The following is a 20459-nucleotide window of genomic DNA, read 5'->3' as shown; positions in this document are numbered from 1 at the left end:
TATGATACGTAAACCATTAGTGATAGCGGCTTTATTAGCCTCTTTTCAGTTGGCAAATGCACAAAGTACATCATGGAAACCCGTTGAAGGGAAAATTATGTCGCCTTGGGCCAAAAAGGTCGACCCGGCAAAAACACTTCAGGAATATCCAAGACCGCAGTTAGTTCGCAAAAATTGGCAAAATTTAAATGGACTTTGGCAATATGCACTCACATCTGCAAACCAAACACAAGTTCCCAGTACTTTTGATGGGCAAATTTTAGTGCCCTTTGCCATTGAATCGGCTTTATCTGGTGTGGGCAAAACAGTTGGGAAAGATCAATTACTTTGGTATAAAACAAGTATCGAATTAAGTAAAGCGGTTAGCAAGGATCAAGTGTTATTGCACTTTGGTGCGGTAGATTGGCGGTGTACGGTTTATGTGAATGGTGAAAAGGTAGGTACACATGAGGGTGGATTTGATCCCTTCTCTTTTGACATTACCAAACAACTGAAAAAAGGAAAAAAACAAGAGATTACGCTTAGCGTATGGGATCCGACAGATGACGGTCCACAACCTCGTGGGAAACAGGTAAAAAGCCCGGAAGGGATCTGGTACACCCCAGTTACCGGTATTTGGCAAACGGTGTGGTTGGAAAGCGTACCAAAAACATATATCGCTCATACCAAGCAAACACCTGATGTCGATCAGCAATCCCTTAAATTTTCTGCGGCTGTAGAAGGTAGTCAAGCTGGCGACCAGCTGAAAGTAGTTGCCTTGGATGGCGATCAAGTAGTAAGTGAACAGACAATAGCGGTTGATGCTGAAGCTAGCTTGTCCATTCCGAATGCAAAATTATGGTCAACAACGAACCCTTATCGTTATAATCTACAAGTTTCGTTACTACGAAAAGGAAAAGTACTAGACCAAGTAAGCAGCTATTTTGCCATGCGGAAAATTTCCATGCAAAAAGATAGCAAAGGGGTTCAACGTTTATTTCTAAACAATCAATTTACATTTCAATATGGACCACTAGATCAAGGTTGGTGGCCAGATGGTTTATATACTGCACCTACGGATGAAGCGCTGCTGTTTGATATTGTGAAGACAAAAGAAATGGGCTTTAACATGATTCGTAAACATATTAAAGTAGAGCCTGCACGTTGGTATCACTATTGCGATAGCGTTGGTATTCTAGTATGGCAAGACATGCCTAGTGGTGATTTAGGTGGTAATAGGTGGGATAACCATCCAGGGCAAATTTCAGGGAAAAATTTAGATAAGGAGCGTACGGCAGAGTCGGAAGGCTACCATCGCAAAGAATGGAAAGCCATTATGGATGCGCTACATAACTTTCCAAGCATCGTCGTATGGGTACCATTTAATGAAGCATGGGGGCAGTTCAAGACGAAAGAAATCACCGAATGGACCATGAACTATGATCCATCGCGTTTAGTGAACAGCGCCAGTGGAGGAAATTTCTTAAAAACGGGACATATTCTGGATTTGCATAATTATCCTGATCCTAATATGCCCGATCCGGAGATTTTTGGAGCCAAACAGGCCATCGTATTGGGCGAATTTGGCGGACTAGGTTTGCCAATAGAAGGACATACATGGCAACAGAAGAATAATTGGGGATACCAAAGCTTCAAAAATCAAGACGAATTGACACAACGTTATATGAAACTGATAGATGATCTGAAAAATTTAATACCTTTGGGTCTTTCAGCAGGCGTATATACGCAAACCACCGATGTGGAAGTGGAAACAAATGGAATGATGACGTACGATCGGAAGGTAATGAAAATTCCTGCGGAAAAGCTTAATCAAATTCATCAAGCTTTATACAAACAAACGATCCAATAAAAAGCATATGAACGTTAAACAATGTATCGGACTGATGTTGACGGGAGGTATTTTACTTTCCGCTTGCAACAATAATCGCCCAAAAGAAGAAACTGCAACCACTACAGAAACTCCAGCAGACACGAATGACTTTGGTGGAGAAATTGACGGCAAGGCGGTTAAACTTTTTACCATTACTAATAACAAAGGATTAACGGCTAAGTTAACCAATTATGGTGGTAGGCTTGTGAGTTTGGTTGTGCCTGATAAAGATGGAAAACCAACCGATGTAGTTTTGGGATTTACTACGGCTGATGCGTATAAGGCATCAACAGAACCCTATTATGGTGCAACAATTGGCCGTGTTGGTAATCGGATCGCCAAAGGTAAATTTACGTTGGATGGAAAGCAATATACCATCTTCACCAATAATGGGCAAAATGCACTGCATGGCGGTAAAAAAGGGTTTCAAGATGTGGTTTGGGATGCAGAACAATTGAGCGACTCCTCCTTGGTCTTCACCTATCATTCGCCAGACGGTGAAGAGAACTTCCCGGGAAACTTAGACGTGAAAGTAACCTTTACAGCAACGGCTAATAACGGGATTCGTTTCGACTATGAAGCGAAGACCGATAAACGTACACCGGTGAATTTGACTAACCATGCATTCTTCAACTTAAATGGAGAGGGGAGTGGCACGATCAATGACCATTTGTTGCAGATAGAAGCAGATCAATATACGCCTGTAGATAGCACATTAATTCCTTTGGGTAAAAACCAACCCGTGGCAAATACTCCTTTTGATTTTACGAAATTTACGGCTATCGGCAAACGTGTTAAAGAAGATAATGAGCAGTTGAAGTTTGGTGGTGGTTATGACCATAACTTTGTATTACGTAAAGGTAATACCTACGGTTTGGCGGCTTCCGCTGTTGGAGATAAGAGCGGGATTGAGATGAGAATTTATACCGATCAGCCGGGTTTACAGTTTTATGGAGGTAATTTTATGGCGGGCAAGAATAGCTTAAAAAATGGAGTAAAGGACGATTATCGAACAGCAATTGCCTTGGAAACACAACATTTTCCAGATGCAGTTAATCAGCCTAGCTTCCCTTCGATTATTCTCGACCCGGGACAAACGTATAAATCAAGTTCTGAATATATTTTTGCTATAAAGAAATAGTAGGGGCGCATCATTATCCCGCCTTATACATCTAATATTCGACCGATTTTAGTATAGCTCACGGTGTGGGATGCGCTAAAGTCGGTTTTTTTGTACCAAACGTTATAACAAACGCGCAAAAGAAGGAGTTATAAACCTTTGGAAACACTTTCAATGTTCCCTACCACTATACAATTGTGCCAACCAAACAGCAAAGGTCGAGGCTATTTTTCCATTACCGGCTGAAGCATAATCGCATAACGTAAAGTCGATTGGCGATGCTCCTTTTTCTGTATAGGATTCCGGAAGGAAAGAGGCTTGGTATAGCATCCACGTATTATCGCTGGTTGTATTGTTTATCGGATGAAGGGTAATATGCTGGTCTTTATCTGATAATACCGGCGTATTGACGGTGATTAAATCGGGTCCGCCGAAGCGTGAATCACGGGCTAACACAATGGGTCCCCTGGTAATAGCAGCAAACTTTCTTTGGTTGCGCTGTTGGATCACTACTTTTCCGCGTAGGTCTAACGCTAAAGTAATACGGTCTTCTGAAGACCATTTTCGATGTATTTTTAAGAACTCACCGCTTTGCTTGACTGGTATTTCTTCGTCATTTATCCATACTTTACTTTCGTCGCTCCAATAGGGAATGCGAACCTGTATCGTCATTTCCTCTGAGCTTGGCATAGCTAAGGTGAGATTAATTTTATCGCTTACCGGATAGCTTGTCTTTTGTATTAAAGTGATCGTCTTTCCGTGAGGTGAACGAATCTTGTAGGCACCTTCAGTATAGAAATTGACGGAAAGGCCATCAGACATGGCCATGACTGCCGTAAATGGTAAGGTGAATTGTCCGCGAGGGCCATTGGCAACGCAGCAATTAATATCCATGCCACATTGTCCACTTCCTGGAAGGCGTTGCCCGTTTAATGGCGTATATTTCGCCCAATCTGAGCCATCTTGATTTAGAGAGCCCAGTAAGGCATTGTAATAAGCACGCTCAATTTCGTCTGCATATTTTGCTTCGCCAGTAAGACGAAGGAGTTGTTGGTTTAGCTTGATCCAGGTGACGGTAACACAGGTCTCTTGGTAATGCGTAACCGGTGACGTTTGTAGCGCTTCCCCACCAAACCACATTTCTTCTGACGCACCAGATCCGGCAATATTTATTTCCGTATCTTTTATATTTTGCCAAGTCTGGATAACCGCTTGTTTATATTGTTCATTTCCGGTTACTCGGTAAAGTTCCAATAACCCTTCGTAACAAGACATCATCTCGTAAGCTTTTTGGCCTTGCTCATAACTGTACCAATTTTTTGGTGTCGGGAATCGTTTGCTAACATCTATTGTCGCCTTGCTGATGAGTTTCGGACCTTGTAGACTTTCCCATTGTTGTACAATTGTTTTTGAAAAATCGAGGTATTTTGGGTCACCCGTAGCGCGATAAAGGAGTACCATGGGCTCCAATATGGAAGAAGCTGCCATGCCGCGGTAATTTCCTTTATTCACGATTAAGCCATCAGCAGCTTCAATTTCCTGAATCAGATGATCAGCTAGTTTCTTTGCTGCCTGAAGACTTTTTTTGTCGCCCATTAAGGCATGATAATCCAATAAACCCAGTAACGTATATTTCCGGCCCCATATATCCCATTCTTGTAAATGGCTCGTTGGTGCGTAGTTACCAATATAACCGTCGGCCGTCTGGGTGGCTATTAGGCTATCTACAGCCTTTTTTAAGACCTCTTTCAAGCGATCTTCTGGACGATAACGATAAGCCAAAACCGCCGAAGTGAACCATTTACCCCAAAATTCACTTTGCCAAAGGTGATTTTCTGTGCGATGATGGAAGGGTTCGATCAGGCTGCTGACTGATTGTGCTAGGATTCGGTTTTCGTAAGACTGGTCGAGCTTCTTGCCAATATAGCCGTTCAAGACTGCCTGCTGGGCAGGCAAAAATTGATCTGCTACAGCCTTATTCCGCAGCTCTTGTGCTTGGGTATAAACATGTAAGAACGCGAAAAACAGGATGATGGATCCGGTAGATTTACGCATAATTGAGGTCTTTATTTGAATTCAATCGTAAATATAAGGTTATTTTATTGCGAAGCATCCCGTACTATCATGGATATAGGTTGGATTATAAATTCCAGTTCATTCGTTAACAACTTTAAAACAGTTTCATTTTTACGCTTTTCAAATTGCAATTTTACGAGTGCTGTTTTTCTTGGAGCAACTTTTTGGTTGCTGTTATGGGTATGCAACACATAATAGATTTGACCATCTTTCGCTTTAAAGATATCGCCGTGCCCGGTACCGTTATGACCCAATATATCTTTGTTGATGATCGGATTCTCGGTGTATTTCTTCCAGGGGCCTAAAGGATGGTCAGCAGTGGCATAACCAATAGCATATGCTGGATTTCTGAAATCATTTGCTGAGTACAATAGGTAATACATATTGTCCTTTTTGATAACGGTTGGTCCTTCGGCTACCGGCCAAGGGGCATTTTCGGTATTTTCCCAAGCTTCGGTTGCTGCAATACAAGGTGTGATTGTCGATTCTTTTATACTATCCAAGGTAGCATTTAATTCGGCTACAAAGATTCGATTTCCGTCGGTTAGACGTACAAAGTACAGGTAGGGCTTGCCCTTGTCGAAAAAAACAAAAGGATCAATTTGCTTGGTGTTACCGTTTAATGCTCGTTTCGTAGACTGCTTAAATGGTCCTAACGGACTGGTGCTGGTGGCAATCGCTAGTTGTTCGTTGGCAGTATAGATCATGTAGTATTGCTTATGGTGTTTAAACAGCTGCGGTGCCCAAAAACCTGAGGATCCAAAACTATCTTTTTTATGAAGTGCATATCCGTCGTTTGCACCGGAAGGGCCATGCCACGTTTTTAAGTCGGTTGAGGTGTACACAATGAAACCATCGGGGGCTCCCGTTCCATATAAATAGTAAGTTCCCTTGTCGTAAAAAATAGTTGGATCAGCTAACGTGATCGTATCTGTAGGAGTTGTCGTTTGGCTGCTTAAAAGCGTTGGCCATCCATTTTGATAGCGAATGGGTTGAATAAGGGCAACACGCCCATAATGATCGGGCTTGCCTGTTGTTGGATTTACTGGGATGGCATGATAGGCGATGTAGGCCTGGCCATGGTCATCACGAAAAATAGAATTATGGCCTGGAGCAAGCCAAAGACTGTCTTTTTCCAGAAAGACACTGCGATTAGACCGGTTCGCCGTACCTAAACGTTCAAACGGACCCGTTGGCTGTTTGGATCGGGCAACTAACACGGCATAGCTGGCATTGGGTCCACAACAGTTATCTCCCGAATAGTAAAGGTAATAATACCCTTGGTGGTAATCCACCCAAGCTCCTTCGATAAGTCGGTCATATTCCTTTTCTTGTCCGGCCTCCATAACCGGAATGGGCGTGGTGTTTGGTTTAAATCCTGACCAATCGTCTTTCATTTCTTGTACCTTAATGGGCTGGTGATCAGAACCCCAATACAGGTATTTCTTTTTGCTTTGTGGATCAATGAAAGCCATTGGATCAATGTTGACAAAGCCCTCGCCGCAGACTAAAGGAGCGCCTGAATCTCGGAAAGGACCTTGTGGAGCATCGGCATAGGCAATGCCTAAACATTTTCCATGTCCCGATTCACCCGAATAAAAGAGTACGTACTGTTTGATATCGGAATCATATAACACATGGGGTGCCCAAAAATCATGATCCGCCCAAACGGGTTGTTCCGGTAGGGCATCACCGATAAGTGTCCAATCTTGTAAATTTTCGGAACGTGCTACCTGAATATGCGCTGGTTTACCATTGATCGTACTATTCGTTGCGTAAGCATAAAAAATACCATCGACATTAATAACAGTGGGATCTGGAAAATCTTTGTTAATAATAGGGTTTTTTATAGGTGTTATGATAGGTGCTTTTTGTGCAACTGACAAAAAGTAGGTCGATAGAAAAAGGAGAAAAAGAAATAAACGGTTTATCATGTTCATGACTGGAAATAGTATCTAGCCAAAATAAAAAAACGCGATGGATACCACCTCTTGATTTTGTTTCATTTTTTCCGCGTATTTTCTCTAAGTTTGACCTTCCATATGTAAAAGATGATAAGAAAGCTAACCTTAACGTGCCTCATCTGCTTTTTGATAAAACTTGCAAATAGTCAGCCGTACTATTTTAAGCATTATCAAGTAGAGAATGGGCTTTCCAATAATGCCGTTATTTGCAGTTTACAGGATAGTAAAGGTTTTATGTGGTTTGGAACCCGTGATGGTCTTAATCGTTTTGACGGTTATACGTTCAAGGTATTTCGGCACAATATATTGGATACTGCGGATATGGCAGGTTTAGGCCATAACTTTATTCAGTCTTTATGTGAAGATGCCACGGGTAGAATTTGGGCAGGTACTGATTTTGGTATTTACATCTATGATCCGCTAACCGAAGGGTTTTCCGCTTTTCCATATAACAAGAATGCACCCATTATTAATATTCGTTCCGATACGGCAGGTAACATGTGGTATACCGCCGATTATCGAACACTCGTACGGTATAATTTAAAAACCAAGCAGGTACATTATTATGATAACTTAGGATTGAGTTCCATTGACGCACTTGCATTATCCCCTAAAGGAATTTGGCTTGGCTCTGGAACGGGAGAGCTAAAATTATTTGATCCTGAATTGGAGAAGACCATCCCTTACGATGTTTTTAACGCTTCATCGCCAATTCGGGATAAGGCCATTACGAGTCTGTTATGGGATGAAAACCATCAACGACTATGGATTGGTACTAGTAAACAAGGAATCAAACGGTTTTTTCCAAAAGATGCACGTTATGAGGATCTGATGAGTACGGCTGACGACGGACAAGAAATCTTTGTTCGCGATATCAAAAAAATCGGTACGGATCAATATTGGTTTGCTACAGAATCAGGAGTGTATATCTATTCAGATCAAAGCCGCCAATTTATACAATTAAAAAAACAGGATGACAATAGATGGTCTTTAAGCGATAATGCGAATTACTCGATCTGTCAGGATAATGAAGGAGGTGTTTGGATCGGCTCATGGTTTGGAGGAATTAGTTATTATCATGAAAAGCAGCGGTTTTTTGAAAAATTCTTCCCCTTAAATACCGCAACTAGTCTCTCTGGAAATGCGGTTCGGGAAATTTGCGAAGACAATGATCATAATTTATGGATTGGAACGGAGAATGGTGGATTGAACAAGCTCGCTATTCACGATATGTCTATTGAACACTTTAAGCCCGATGGAAGCCGTAATGCTATTTCTGGCTTAAACATACACGGCTTATTAGTAACAGGAGATACTCTTTGGGTCGGGACTTTTCATCAAGGACTGAACCTCATGCGCATTTCCACAGGTGAGGTTTTTAAGCATTATTATGCTGATGAAGAAAAGAACGGTTTAAAAAGCAATTTTATCTATACGATGTTACGAACGCATTCAGGTAGAATATTGTTTGCAACCGATCATGGCATATATGAGTATCTTTTTGATAAAAAGAAATTTAAGCTATTAGAAGAATTTCCGGAATATATATTTTATACCTGCCTATTTGAAGATAGTGAAGGGACCATATGGGTGGGGACATGGAGAGATGGACTGTATTTTTATAATCCATCTACCAAAAAAAGAGGCGTTTATTATTACGATCAACAAAATATACATAGTTTGCCAAGCAACCGCATAACGCATATTATGGAAACGAGTGATCATCAACTTTGGGCGGCAACTGAAGAGGGTATAGGTCGGTTAGATCGGAAAAACAATCGTTTTGAACGCTTAAATTTTCAACATGCCATTCCCGGACAGGGAGTTCTTGTACTGGCGTTTTTGGAAGACGATCGTCACAACGTTTGGATCAGCACTTCTAGAGGGCTAATTTTGTACAACCTTACCACAGGATATACACGCAAATTCACCATTGCTAACGGTTTATTAAGCGATCAATTTAATTATAATTCGGCGTATAAAGCAAAGAATGGCATGCTGTATTTTGGTTCTGTAAAAGGGTTAATACGTTTTCAACCAGATAAGCTGCAAGATAAAGTGGTCGTGCCCCCGATTTATATCACCGGGTTCCAATTATATGATAAAGACCTCGAGATCAATGGCAATGGCTCTCCGTTGAAAAAATCGATTGCATTTACAGACTCATTAGTGTTAAATTATAACCAGTCTTCTTTTAGTATTGATTTTGCTGCACTCAGTTATATCTCTCCAGATATGACAGAGTATACGTATAAAATGGAAGGGTTGGAACCGAATTGGACGTATTTGCAAACCAATCGGAAAGCGTATTTTACCGAGTTGCCCCCAGGGGTTTATACCTTCAAAGTAAGTAGCGTTAATAGTGAAGGAAAACGAATCGGAAAGGAGGCAACGTTATGGATTAGAATTTTACCGCCATACTGGGCAAGCCCCTTAGCTTATACCTTATATTTTTTACTCTTGATTGGTATTATATGGTTGCTTGTTCGGACATACCATCGATGGGTGAAGGAAAAGAATCGGATTAAATTGGTACAAATTGCACATCGAAAAGAGGAAGAAATGTATCGATCTAAAATTGAATTTTTTACGCAAGTAGCCCATGAAATTAGAACACCATTAACCTTAATAAAAGGGCCTATGGAAAAAATCATTAAACAGGTAGACGAAGTGCCCAAAATTCGTAAGAACCTATTAATCATGGAAAAAAATACGGATCGACTGTTGGAACTTTCAGGTCAGCTATTGGATTTTAGAAAAACAGAGGTCAAAGGGTATAAGCTGAATTACCAACTGACTGACATCACTAAATTTTTAAGGGATCAAATAGACCGTATAAGACCAACAGCACTGGAAAGAAAGCTAAAGATAAAAATCGATTTGCCTAAAGAACTCCTTTTCGCTTCTGTTGATATCGAAACGCTGGAAAAGATTGTCAGTAATTTACTGAACAATGCGCTTAAATATGCAGCAGGAAAAATAATGATCAACCTCAAAGCGCAAGATAAAATCATCAGGATAGAAGTAGCTAGCGATGGCGATCTGATTCCTGGTCATTTAAAAGAAAAAATATTCGAATCGTTTTATAGGGTTCGTGGCCATGAACGGTATATGGGTACGGGTTTAGGTTTGGCTTTGGCTCGGTCCTTAACCGAAATGCATGGCGGAACTTTAGTGTTAGATACGCAAAATCAAGAAAACTTTAATACTTTTGTGTTAACATTGCCGCTTAACCAGGAAGGATTTGATAATGACTAGGATAACGACACCGCCTCATGCTAAACCTTGTATACTGCTCGTAGATGATCATAGTGAAATACTGGATTTTTTAGTTGATGATCTGCAAGAGCAGTACCAAATCGTTACCGCTTCTGACGGGCGAGAAGCATTGGAACGGCTTGTTGATGAGCGAATTCAACTTATTGTAAGTGATATTATGATGCCCGGTATGGATGGATATGCGTTATGCAAAGCAGTTAAATCCAATTTGGAGTATTGTCATATTCCTATTATTCTGTTAACGGCAAAAAACACCCTCCAATCTAAAATCGTTGGCCTTGAGGTGGGCGCCGATGCCTACGTGGAAAAACCCTTTTCTCCTGAATATTTACAGGTTCAAATCGCTAACTTACTCACAAACCGAAACAAGTTACGGGAATATTTTGCATCTTCTCCGCTTGCGCATATCAAAACCATGGCACACTCTAAATCAGATGAACTGTTCCTTGATAAATTAAACGATCTTATTCAAGAGAAACTGGATAATCCAGGTTTGGATGTAGAACATCTGGCTGATGCGATGTGTATGAGTAGACCTACATTATATCGAAAGATCAAAGCCATATCTGATCTGACGCCAAATGAATTGATTAATATTGCTCGCTTAAAAAAAGCTGCTTCCCTATTGGCCGGAGGTGGTCTTAAGATTTATGAGATTGCGGAGATGGTAGGTTATAGCTCGCAAACGCATTTTGGCAGAAACTTTCATAAACAATTCGGGATGTCTCCTTCGGATTACATGGAAGGCCTTAAAAAAACCTCTTAATGATATACGTTTAATACCTAACCTTTTGATTATGACCAAAAAAATAATTGATCATTCACGAAGAGGATTTATCAAAAAACTTAGTGGATCTGCTTTATTGGCTGTTGCATCCCCTACAGGGATTACGGAAGCCGTTACCATAAAAGACAAAAAGATACAGATACTAAAAAGGCGAAGCAGCGTGCCAGCAAATGATCGAATCGCCATTGCAGCTATTGGTTTGGGCATTATGGGGTTTGGTAATTTAAAGGCTGCATTGCTAGATGAAGGTGTAGAGTTGGTAGGTGGTGCGGATTGCTATGATGGCCATCTGCAAAAAATAAAAGAACTATATGGTGCTCACATTAAAACTACACGTCATGATGAGGAAATCTTAGGCGATCCTTCCGTTGATGCAGTCATCATTTCCACGCCGGATCATTGGCATGCACGGCAAGCACTAGCAGCCATGCAAAAGGGTAAAGCCGTATATTGTGAGAAACCTTTGGTCCATAAAATAGAAGAGGGAGATGCGCTCATCCAAATGCATCGTAAGACGAAAATCCCTTTTCAAGTGGGGAGCCAATGGGCAAGTTCTATTGTCATGCAGAAGGCTAAAGAACTTTATGAAGCTGGAGCTATTGGTCGGCTTAATTTTGTGGAGGTGTATACCGACCGATTTGATGCAAAAGGCGCTTGGCAGTACTCTGTCCCGCCAGATGCATCTACGGATACCTGTGATTGGAATACCTTTCAGGGAGGAGCGACCGATTTGCCTTTTGACCCCATACGTTTTTTTCGCTGGAGAAATTATAAGGCTTATGGCACAGGCATGGCAGGGGATTTATTTGTGCACTTGTTCACGCGGTTACATACCATTACAAGTGCAAAAGGTCCAAATCGCATTTACGCCACTGGTGGACTGAATTATTGGAAAGACGGAAGAGACGTACCTGATCTCATGTTGGGTTTATTCGATTATCCCGAAACATCGACACATCCGGCATTTAATTTATCGCTAAGGGTGAATTTTGTAGATGGATCGGGTGGGGGAGATAGCATGCGTTTGGTAGGAAATGAAGGCGAGATGGTTTTAGAAGGGAATCGAGTCACGATCCGAAATAAGCAACTACCAAAAGCACCAGGTTATGGCGGATGGGATACCTTTGGGACCTTTCCAAAAAAAATACAAGAAGAATTTATCGCGGTCTACGATCAGCAATATAAAGATAGTAAACAGACGGTGATACCTGTTGGTGAAACTATTTTTGAGGCACCAAAAGGATATGACATGCGAGTGGATCATTTTGATAATTGGTTTCAGGCAATCCGAACCGGAACAACTGCTGTTGAAGGGCCCGAATTTGCTATGCGCACAGCGGGCCCTGCTTTGGCTGCCAATATCAGTCAGCAAGAAAAACGAATTGTGGAATGGGATCCAGAAGGGATTAAGCCGTTACAAACTGTATAACTTGTTTGCATCGATCCACTAGCCACTGGTAATCTGTTGCTGCTGCTGGTTTTTCGAATAATTTAGACCCCATACCTACCGCACTCACTCCGGCATCGAACCACTTGGAAATACTGGCATGATCAGGATTTACTCCTCCTGTAGGCATAAAAAGCATTTCTGGAAATAGGGGCTTAATGGCTTTTAAAAAGTCCGGCCCTAAAGTGCTGCCCGGAAAGAGCTTGACAAGCGGTGCACCGAGATCCTCCGCAAGATTGATTTCTGTTGGGGACATACATCCTGGAATCCATAATACATTAGCATTCAGTGTTATAGATGCAAGTTCTGCCTTTACTATAGGGCTTACAATAAAATCAGCATCTAGAGCCAGATAATCCTCAGCCTGTTTAGCCGATTTAATGGTGCCAATTCCTAGATATAATTCAGGTAAATGAGCATCCCGGAAAGCCTTTAATGCGTTAAAATTCGTTAAGGCCTGATCCCCTCTACTTACAAATTCAAATACACGGATTCCACCTTGGTAACAGGCTTGAATAGTTTCCAAACACGTTTGGAGATTGTCGTGGTAATATACGGGTATAACCGGATATTTTTTTATTTGTTCGATACTTTGTTGAATCGTTTTCATTATAAAAAGTAAAAAGTAAAAAAGCTATAGGCTATAAGCAATACGCATAACTCGTAACTAACAACTCACAACTCATAACTCCCATCACCCAAATCACCCTTTACAAAGAGTTTTTTGAAACCGGCAGAAGTTGCGATATCGATTACTTCTTGCGCCGTTTTGTTATTGATCAATGCATGTATCAATCCACCCATAAAAGCATCACCACTACCGATGCGATCCACCACATCTTGCGTTTCATACGTTTTGGATAAATAGTTGCCGTCTTTGGTATGATAGGTGCCATAAAGTAAATTATGATTAGGATTATCCATAAATCGGAAAGTATAGGCTAGGTGCTTACATGCTGGAAACCGCGCAAATACCTCTTTTGCAGAAGCGCTGGCCTGTTCAACATAAATATTCTGAGGCGTTTCTCTGTTTAATGATTGATCTATTGCAGTACCAAGCATGGTATGCGCTGCCCAAATATTTCCCATAATTACATCACAATAGTCGACGAATTGTGGCATAACCTCCACGGGTGATTTGCCATAGTTCCATAACTTATTACGATAATTAAGATCTACCGATATAATCAACCCCATTCGTTTTGCTGCTTTCAGGGCTTCTTCACAAATGATGGGCATACGTTCGTTTAGGGCTGGCGTTAAAGCTGTCCAATGTAACCAGGAATGTCCTTCGAATAACGTATCCCAATCAATAGTGCTGGGTTGCAATTGACTGAAAGAAGAATACTTTCTATCATACACCACTTCCCCCTTACTAAGGCCATTTGCCGATAATAAAAAATAAAGTCCAAGTCGGTCACCCGCAACTATACAACGATCAGTATTAACGCCCCGTTCTGCTAAGCTCTCTAATGCCTGACGACTAAGTTGATTATCAGGAATGCAGCTAATATAAGACGTTTCTGAACCCATACAAGCCAAGGAAGAGGCCACATTAGCCTCTGAGCCACCCGTATATACAGCAATACCCTCACTATTATTAATAAAATGCCCGGTTTGTGTGCTTACTCTCAGGAGTAATTCACCAAAAACGGCAATTTTAAAATTGGGATTAAAATTCATTGGTTGAGATACTTTATTTGTCGAAAATAACTATTTTATTATTCTTAGTAATATATCTTTTGTAGAAATTACGCAATCGATATCGTAAATTAATTGCACTAAAATATGGAAATAGCTATTTAATTTGTTAAAATTGAAGACATAATCTATGCTTCAAAAGCGTTGTTGAATAAGAACCAAAGAATCAAAATAACAAATTAAAGAAGAATATACATGAGTAGTAGTAAATCGCCTTTTTCCCTAACGGATAAAGTTATCGTTATCACTGGGGCTACCGGCGTTCTAGGGAAGCATTTTTCCTTAGCTGCGGCTGAAGCTGGGGCTAAGGTAGTGGTCATGGGTAGAAATAAAGAACGAGCAGTATCCGTTGTTGAACAGATAGAAGCTATTGGAGGGGAAGCGCTCGCGGTATTAGCAGATGCCATGGACGAAGTGCAACTGCTGGAGGCAAAAGATAGGATAATAGAAAGATTTGGTACCATCGATGGTTTAGTCAACGCAGCCGGAGGAAATATTCCAGGGGCTACTATTTCGCCAGATCAGAATCTCTTCGATGCAAAAATCGAAGATACCAAAAAAGCGGTCGATTTAAATTTATTTGGTACCGTTATTCCAACGTTTATCTTTGGCAAAGTGATTGCTGAAAAAGGAAAAGGGTCTATCGTTAATATTTCCTCGCTTTCTGCACATCGGCCGATAACACGGGTATTAGGGTACACGATGGCTAAAACTGCTATTGAAGGCTTTACCAAATGGATGTCAGTTGAGTTGGCTCAGCGTTATGGAGATGGCGTACGCGTTAACGCTATTTCGCCTGGCGTATTTTTAACCGAACAAAATCGAACCTTATTAACCAATCCTGATGGCTCTTATACCAGTAGAGCGGAGAAATTCATTAGCGGAACACCTTATGGACGATTAGGCAACCCAGAGGAGCTTAAAGGAACCTTAGTCTATTTGTTAAGTGATGCTTCTGCCTTTGTAAATGGTACCAGTATTATAGTAGATGGCGGTTTTAATACGTATTGTGGCGTTTAAATGGACAGTAAATCATGACAGTAAAAAATAAAAAATTACTGCAAAGCTGGCGTTGGTATGGCCCCAATGATCCTGTTTCTTTGCAAGACGTGAAACAAGCGGGTGCTACTGGGATTGTGACTGCTTTACATCACATTCCTCATGGTGAAGTTTGGCCTATTGAGGAAATAAAATTACGGAAAGAGCTGATCGAGCGTGAAGGCTTGGTTTGGACAGTGGTAGAAAGCGTGCCCATACATGAAGCAATTAAAACGAATCGAGCCGATGCGGCCACATACCTAGAAAATTATAAGCAGACCTTAAGTAATTTAGGGGCTTGTGGCATCAAAACGATTTGTTACAATTTTATGCCGGTGCTTGACTGGACGAGAACGCAGCTTGATTTGGTAATGAAGGATGGCTCAAAGGCACTTTATTTTAATTGGACAGATTTAGCGGTTTTCGATTGCTTTATTCTAAAGCGGGAAGGAGCAGAATCTGATTATCCGACGGCTATTGTAGAGCAAGCAAAAACACGTTTTAATCAGTATACTGAAACGGAGTTGGAACGTCTAAGTGAGGTGATTTTAATGGGGATTCCCTCAGAAGATCCGATTAGCATAAAAGATTTACAAGATAGTATAGCAATTTATAACACCATAGGTAAGGAAGGCCTAAGGGATAATCTTTTACGTTTCCTAGGAGCTATTGCTGATGTATGTGAAGAACAGGGAATTCATATGACGATTCACCCAGATGATCCTCCATACCCAATTTTGGGACTTCCACGTATTGTGAGTACCAAAGAAGATTTATGCTTTATCATCGAAAAAGAATCAGGCGATTTTAATGGAATTTGTTTCTGTACAGGCTCTTTAGGAGCAGGAATGGCAAACGATGTCCCTAATATACTTGAAGCGGTAAAGCACAAGGTCTTTTTTGCCCATTTGAGAAATGTGAAGAAAGATACAGATGGCAATTTTTATGAAGCTGATCATTTGGATGGCGATGTAGACATGTATGCTGTGATGAAATTGCTGACGGAAGAAAATCAATTACGTGATTTCTCTATTCCATTCCGACCAGATCATGGGCATCAAATGTTGGATGATTTAACTAAAGTTTCTAATCCAGGATATTCTGCAATAGGCAGGTTAAGAGGCCTAGCTGAGTTGAGAGGATTAGAGTTGGGTATCTTAGGTCGTTAATTATGGAGAATTTTATCGGAGAAGATTTTCTTTTACAATCTGCCATTGCCAAGGAGTTGTATCATCAGTACGCTAAAGAGCTACCCATTATAGATTATCATTCGCATTTGCCGCCAGATACTTTGGCGAGTAATCAAACTTTTGAAAATATTACGCAACTATGGTTAGCAGGCGATCATTATAAATGGCGCGCACAGCGTGTATTAGGAATAGAGGAACGATACATTACGGGTGACGCTTCTGATGAGGAGAAATTTAAAACATGGGCAGCATGTGTACCCTATACCGTAAGGAATCCACTTTACCATTGGACACATATGGAGCTCAAAAATCCTTTTGGGTACCATAAAATGCTTTCATCGACAAATGCTGATGAAGTGTATGCGCTAACGGGAGACTTACTTCAGTTACCTCATTTTACCACAAAGGGATTAATACGACATTTTAATGTAGAAATGGTGGGTACAACGGATGATCCTACGAGTGATTTAAAAGATCATCAACGAATTGCAGCTTCAGGTTTTGAGACAAAGGTGCTTCCTTCTTTTAGACCAGACAAAATATTTGCATTAGCGCAAGGGGAAAGTTATCGTGCTTATGTACAAAGCCTTAGTGAAGTTTCGGGAATCGTAATACAAGATTTAGATACACTTTTGGAGGCATTGCAGCAACGCGTGAATTATTTTCATGATCATGGTTGTCGAATAGCTGACCACGGGTTAGCTTGCATGCCATCTATAAATTTTAATCGTAGTGAATTGAATCGAGTCTTTAAAGAGGTGATCCTTAATAAAGAGGACCAGAATGCTCAGCAGCAACAAGACGCATTCACCGGATTCGTGTTACAAGAACTATGTAAGCTATATAACAGAAAACAATGGGTACAACAATTTCATTTAGGAGCGCTTCGTAATACTAATGAACGAAAATTAAAGGAGCTTGGAGCCGATACCGGTTATGATTCTATCGGTGATTTTCAGCAGGGACAACGCCTAGTTGCTTTCTTAAATGCGTTGGAACAAGAGAATAGTTTAACCAAAACGATTCTTTATAATTTGAATCCGGCAGACAATGAAGTTTTTGCTGCTATGACGGGAAACTTTCAATTGGAAGGGGTTCGAGGTAAAATTCAATTTGGATCGGGATGGTGGTTTTTAGATCAGCTACAGGGAATGACTAATCAATTGAATAGTTTATCGAATATCGGGTTAATTTCTTGTTTTGTTGGTATGCTGACCGATTCTAGAAGTTTCCTTTCGTATTCACGCCATGAATATTTTAGAAGATTGGTATGCAACCTTTTTGCAGATGATATCAATAATGGTTTACTTCCAAAAGATATCCCTTGGATAGGCAAAATCATTCAAGATATTTGTTATTATAACGCTAAGCATTATTTTGACTTTTAAAGGTTATTCTTTCGCTTGCACTTGGTAAAGGTTTACTGGAAGCACGTTCAATGAGGTTAGTGGTGAGGTATATGGTTGCGCTACTTTTGTCATCCCTGTCTACACCATCGATGAGATCTAATAATTTGTTTGCTGCTATTTCGCCAATCTCTTTGGCTGGTTGATATACAGTACTTAATGGAGGAGCTAGTGAGGCAGCAAGCGTGGTATTGGTGAAGCCAACTAGTGCTAAATCTTGAGGAATACGATAGCCAAGGTTTTTAATAATGGATATGCTTTGCGTACTGATCTGATCACTGGTCGCTAAAAGAGCTGTCGGTGGATCAGACAAGGCCATCAGTTCCTTGACGGCGGTTTCTATGCTTTGTTTTAGAATTTCCGTGTCATGAAAGTCGCAAGGTTTAACATAAGCTTCATTTATCGGTATATGATGCGCCTCTAAGGCATTTTTGTAACCTTGAAGCCTTTGAATGTTAATATTTAAACGAGTATTGCTGTGTAGAATGGCAATTTTGGTGTAACCGTTCCCAATTAAATGACAGGTTGCATCATAAGAAGCTTCCAGATTATTAATGCTCACTTTTGGTAGATCCAATTCATCGCTATAGCGGTCAAAAAGCACAATGGGTAAACCTAGGTTATGATATTTTGTTAAATGGTCTGAATCAGGCGTTTCACAGGCTGGAGAAATGAGTAGGCCATCGATTGAGCGACCATACAGTAGATCAATGCATTTGATTTCTTGGCTATGCGATTCTTTACTTTGCATGATCATAATACTATAACCACGGTTATTGCAAGCATAATCTATCCCATTTAGTAATTGTGATACGAAAGTATTATCGATAGAGCAGATGACAACACCAATAGTTCTGCTTTTTCCTTCTTTTAAGCTCTTGGCCAAGGTGTTTGGTCGATAACCTACTTTTTTGGCATAATTCGTTACCTTTTTCTTCGTTTTTTCACCGATTTCATAACTATCACGCAAGGCTTTTGATACGGTAGATGTGGAGAGTTTTAAAGCCTTCGCTAGATCACGCAGTGTCATATTCTGGTTAGCCATATCCTACAATTTGATGTTTGGAATATACGAATTTTTTAAAGATTCACGATACGCCACTCTTTTGGATAGTAATTGTTAATTCTATTGGCCAGAACCTTTACCCATCCAAGAGCGTAGTCCTGATAACAAGCTAATGCCCATCCGGCTTTTGTTGTGTTATTGGGTATATCAGCTTTCCGTAAGTATTGTAAAGCATCTTCAAGCGATAGTTCGATCCGTTGAATGTTATCGCTTTTGAGATTGCTCAAGGCTAGTTCGTGGTTAGGTAATAGCGCATTACGATTGATTTTTCCGAGGATTGTTCCGGCTTTTTTTAAATATAATACGTTTTTTATACTTTGGAATTCTACTGAATACTGTTTGGGAATAAGTAATACATCGTCTTTAAAGGGGATGGTATCTATTGCGGCGTTTGGGGTTATCCAGTCGTTCAACAATGAATTATCCAATCGTATAGTATCCGTTTTTATTCTCTTTTTGGAGAAAGTGTGCTGGTTGCTTTTTTTTACGAAACAACTGACATATAGTCCTTCGCCTTTTACTTTACTGGGATAAAAACGGTAACCTAAAGCATGGTGTTTAGATGATTTGGTCTCTTCGATTCCCCAGGATGAATCTATCGGAATGGGTATATTTTGCAAGCCATGCTGATCGATTAACCAGTCAGCTATGTTTTCATTTTCTTCCATAGAATAAGAACAGGTAGAATAAATGAGGATTCCCTCTTCCTTTAATGTGGATAAGCTGTCGGCTAGTATACGTTGTTGGCGCTGGCTGCAAAGCTTAACCGCATCTTCCGACCATTCCGTAATACTTTGTGGATCTTTTCTGAACATACCAGATCCTGAACAGGGGGCATCAACGAGTAAGAGATCAAAGAACCCAGGTAATCGGTTGAATGATGCTGGATCATTATGGCTAACGATGGTGTTGCTATTTCCCCATTTCGTTAGATTGTTGGCAAGTATTTGAACACGAGTTTTAATAATTTCATTGGCAATTAATAAGCTGTCTGCATGCAAAGTGCTATTAAGCAAGGTGCTTTTCCCCCCTGGTGCGGCGCATAAATCGAGCGCTATAAGGGGGTGTTGATCAATTTCCAATGCACGAATAACGTGTGCAATAAACATAGAAGAGGCCTCTTGCACATAATAGGTGCCTGCATGAAACAAGGGATCTAATGTGAACACAGGACGTGTATTTAAGTAATACCCTTCTTTACACCAAGGTATATGTGCCAAATTTTTAAACTGATCAGTGGGTTTGAATGGATTTATCCTAATAGACGTTACTTGCTCACCTAATTCGTGGCTAGCGATAAATTCCTCTGCGTTGATGTTGAAATCATTTTTTAGGGCCGAGACCAGTCTGGAAGGTAAGAAATTGCTCATCATAGCGCAAACGTAGGATGAAATTGTCAGATATACCAGAAAAAAATCCAAGTTATTATAGTGTATGCGTGTAATCAAGAGGGGATCAAGGTAAGTAATAGGGATTAAATAATAGGATAATGATAGGGGATTCAATAGGACCTCA

At 40.5% G+C, this 20459-nt stretch carries 14 protein-coding genes; 8 read left to right on the top strand and 6 right to left on the bottom strand.

The genetic code is table 11. The features are described 5' to 3' along the window. Nucleotide 1: 1 nt before the first annotated feature. Entirely contained in the window at nt 2-1849 is a 1848-nt protein-coding gene (locus ABD930_RS16865) for a glycoside hydrolase family 2 protein (RefSeq protein WP_345233339.1), read from the top strand. Between the two features lie 7 nt (nt 1850-1856). Next, entirely contained in the window at nt 1857-3011 is a 1155-nt protein-coding gene (locus tag ABD930_RS16860) for an aldose epimerase family protein (protein WP_345233338.1), read from the top strand. A 150-nt stretch (nt 3012-3161) separates the two neighbouring features. Here ABD930_RS16860 and ABD930_RS16855 read toward each other — a convergent pair whose 3' ends face one another. Next, nucleotides 3162-5045: a glycoside hydrolase family 127 protein gene (locus tag ABD930_RS16855; protein ID WP_345233335.1), complete on the bottom strand. Its 1884-nt coding sequence runs from the start codon at nt 5043-5045 to the stop codon at nt 3162-3164. A 44-nt stretch (nt 5046-5089) separates the two neighbouring features. Next, complete coding sequence (locus tag ABD930_RS16850; protein WP_345233333.1) at nt 5090-7006, bottom strand: family 43 glycosylhydrolase; 1917 nt, start codon at nt 7004-7006, stop codon at nt 5090-5092. Between the two features lie 111 nt (nt 7007-7117). Here ABD930_RS16850 and ABD930_RS16845 point away from each other — a divergent pair, with 111 nt between their 5' ends. Genes ABD930_RS16845 through ABD930_RS16835 form a run of 3 tightly spaced genes read left to right on the top strand, consistent with a single transcriptional unit; the run spans nt 7118 to nt 12525 of the window. Continuing rightward, nucleotides 7118-10288, top strand: a complete 3171-nt coding sequence (locus ABD930_RS16845; protein WP_345233330.1) for a ligand-binding sensor domain-containing protein — start codon at nt 7118-7120, stop codon at nt 10286-10288. Then, nucleotides 10281-11075 carry a response regulator transcription factor gene (locus ABD930_RS16840; RefSeq protein WP_345233328.1) on the top strand — a complete coding sequence of 265 codons (795 nt, stop codon included), beginning with the start codon at nt 10281-10283 and terminating at the stop codon, nt 11073-11075. The genes ABD930_RS16845 and ABD930_RS16840 overlap by 8 nt, the downstream gene beginning before the upstream one ends. Nucleotides 11076-11106: 31 nt before the next feature. Continuing rightward, the gene (locus ABD930_RS16835; RefSeq protein WP_345233326.1) at nt 11107-12525 is read left to right on the top strand and encodes a Gfo/Idh/MocA family protein; all 1419 of its coding nucleotides are present in this window, start codon (nt 11107-11109) and stop codon (nt 12523-12525) included. On the opposite strand, the gene ABD930_RS16830 is transcribed toward ABD930_RS16835, so the two are convergent. Beyond that, nucleotides 12503-13153 carry a beta/alpha barrel domain-containing protein gene (locus ABD930_RS16830; protein ID WP_345233324.1) on the bottom strand — a complete coding sequence of 217 codons (651 nt, stop codon included), beginning with the start codon at nt 13151-13153 and terminating at the stop codon, nt 12503-12505. The genes ABD930_RS16835 and ABD930_RS16830 overlap by 23 nt on opposite strands. Before the next feature lie 65 nt (nt 13154-13218). Then, nucleotides 13219-14226: a PfkB family carbohydrate kinase gene (locus ABD930_RS16825; protein WP_345233322.1), complete on the bottom strand. Its 1008-nt coding sequence runs from the start codon at nt 14224-14226 to the stop codon at nt 13219-13221. Nucleotides 14227-14439: 213 nt separating this feature from the next. On the opposite strand from ABD930_RS16825, the gene ABD930_RS16820 reads away from it, so the two are divergent. The 3 genes from ABD930_RS16820 to uxaC are packed head-to-tail and all read left to right on the top strand — an operon-like array spanning nt 14440 to nt 17860. Continuing rightward, a complete protein-coding gene (locus ABD930_RS16820) occupies nt 14440-15264 on the top strand; it encodes an SDR family oxidoreductase (protein ID WP_345233320.1) in 825 nt (274 codons plus the stop codon). A gap of 14 nt (nt 15265-15278) precedes the next feature. Further along, the gene (gene uxuA / locus ABD930_RS16815) at nt 15279-16451 is read left to right on the top strand and encodes a mannonate dehydratase (protein WP_345233318.1); all 1173 of its coding nucleotides are present in this window, start codon (nt 15279-15281) and stop codon (nt 16449-16451) included. A gap of 2 nt (nt 16452-16453) precedes the next feature. Continuing rightward, nucleotides 16454-17860, top strand: coding sequence for a glucuronate isomerase (gene uxaC, locus ABD930_RS16810; protein ID WP_345233317.1), 1407 nt, complete (start codon nt 16454-16456; stop codon nt 17858-17860). Here the strand turns inward: uxaC and ABD930_RS16805 are convergent. Then, the gene (locus ABD930_RS16805) at nt 17838-18923 is read right to left on the bottom strand and encodes a LacI family DNA-binding transcriptional regulator (RefSeq protein ID WP_345233316.1); all 1086 of its coding nucleotides are present in this window, start codon (nt 18921-18923) and stop codon (nt 17838-17840) included. The two genes, uxaC and ABD930_RS16805, sit on opposite strands and share 23 nt — an antisense overlap. A gap of 35 nt (nt 18924-18958) precedes the next feature. Continuing rightward, nucleotides 18959-20459: methyltransferase RsmF C-terminal domain-like protein (locus ABD930_RS16800; RefSeq protein ID WP_345233314.1), on the bottom strand; the 1501-nt coding region annotated here is incomplete at its 5' end.

This window comes from Olivibacter ginsenosidimutans (assembly GCF_039542865.1).
Taxonomy (GTDB): domain Bacteria; phylum Bacteroidota; class Bacteroidia; order Sphingobacteriales; family Sphingobacteriaceae; genus Olivibacter; species Olivibacter ginsenosidimutans.
This window is presented reverse-complemented; position numbering and strand designations above follow the sequence as displayed.

Bases quoted from the DNA above. Each gene is read 5' to 3' on its own strand.
- ABD930_RS16865 (WP_345233339.1), top strand. From the start codon at position 2: ATGATACGTAAACCATTAGTGATAGCGGCTTTATTAGCCTCTTTTCAG.
- ABD930_RS16860 (WP_345233338.1), top strand. From the start codon at position 1,857: ATGAACGTTAAACAATGTATCGGACTGATGTTGACGGGAGGTATTTTA.
- ABD930_RS16855 (WP_345233335.1), bottom strand. From the start codon at position 5,045: ATGCGTAAATCTACCGGATCCATCATCCTGTTTTTCGCGTTCTTACAT.
- ABD930_RS16850 (WP_345233333.1), bottom strand. From the start codon at position 7,006: ATGAACATGATAAACCGTTTATTTCTTTTTCTCCTTTTTCTATCGACC.
- ABD930_RS16845 (WP_345233330.1), top strand. From the start codon at position 7,118: ATGATAAGAAAGCTAACCTTAACGTGCCTCATCTGCTTTTTGATAAAA.
- ABD930_RS16840 (WP_345233328.1), top strand. From the start codon at position 10,281: ATGACTAGGATAACGACACCGCCTCATGCTAAACCTTGTATACTGCTC.
- ABD930_RS16835 (WP_345233326.1), top strand. From the start codon at position 11,107: ATGACCAAAAAAATAATTGATCATTCACGAAGAGGATTTATCAAAAAA.
- ABD930_RS16830 (WP_345233324.1), bottom strand. From the start codon at position 13,153: ATGAAAACGATTCAACAAAGTATCGAACAAATAAAAAAATATCCGGTT.
- ABD930_RS16825 (WP_345233322.1), bottom strand. From the start codon at position 14,226: ATGAATTTTAATCCCAATTTTAAAATTGCCGTTTTTGGTGAATTACTC.
- ABD930_RS16820 (WP_345233320.1), top strand. From the start codon at position 14,440: ATGAGTAGTAGTAAATCGCCTTTTTCCCTAACGGATAAAGTTATCGTT.
- uxuA (WP_345233318.1), top strand. From the start codon at position 15,279: ATGACAGTAAAAAATAAAAAATTACTGCAAAGCTGGCGTTGGTATGGC.
- uxaC (WP_345233317.1), top strand. From the start codon at position 16,454: ATGGAGAATTTTATCGGAGAAGATTTTCTTTTACAATCTGCCATTGCC.
- ABD930_RS16805 (WP_345233316.1), bottom strand. From the start codon at position 18,923: ATGGCTAACCAGAATATGACACTGCGTGATCTAGCGAAGGCTTTAAAA.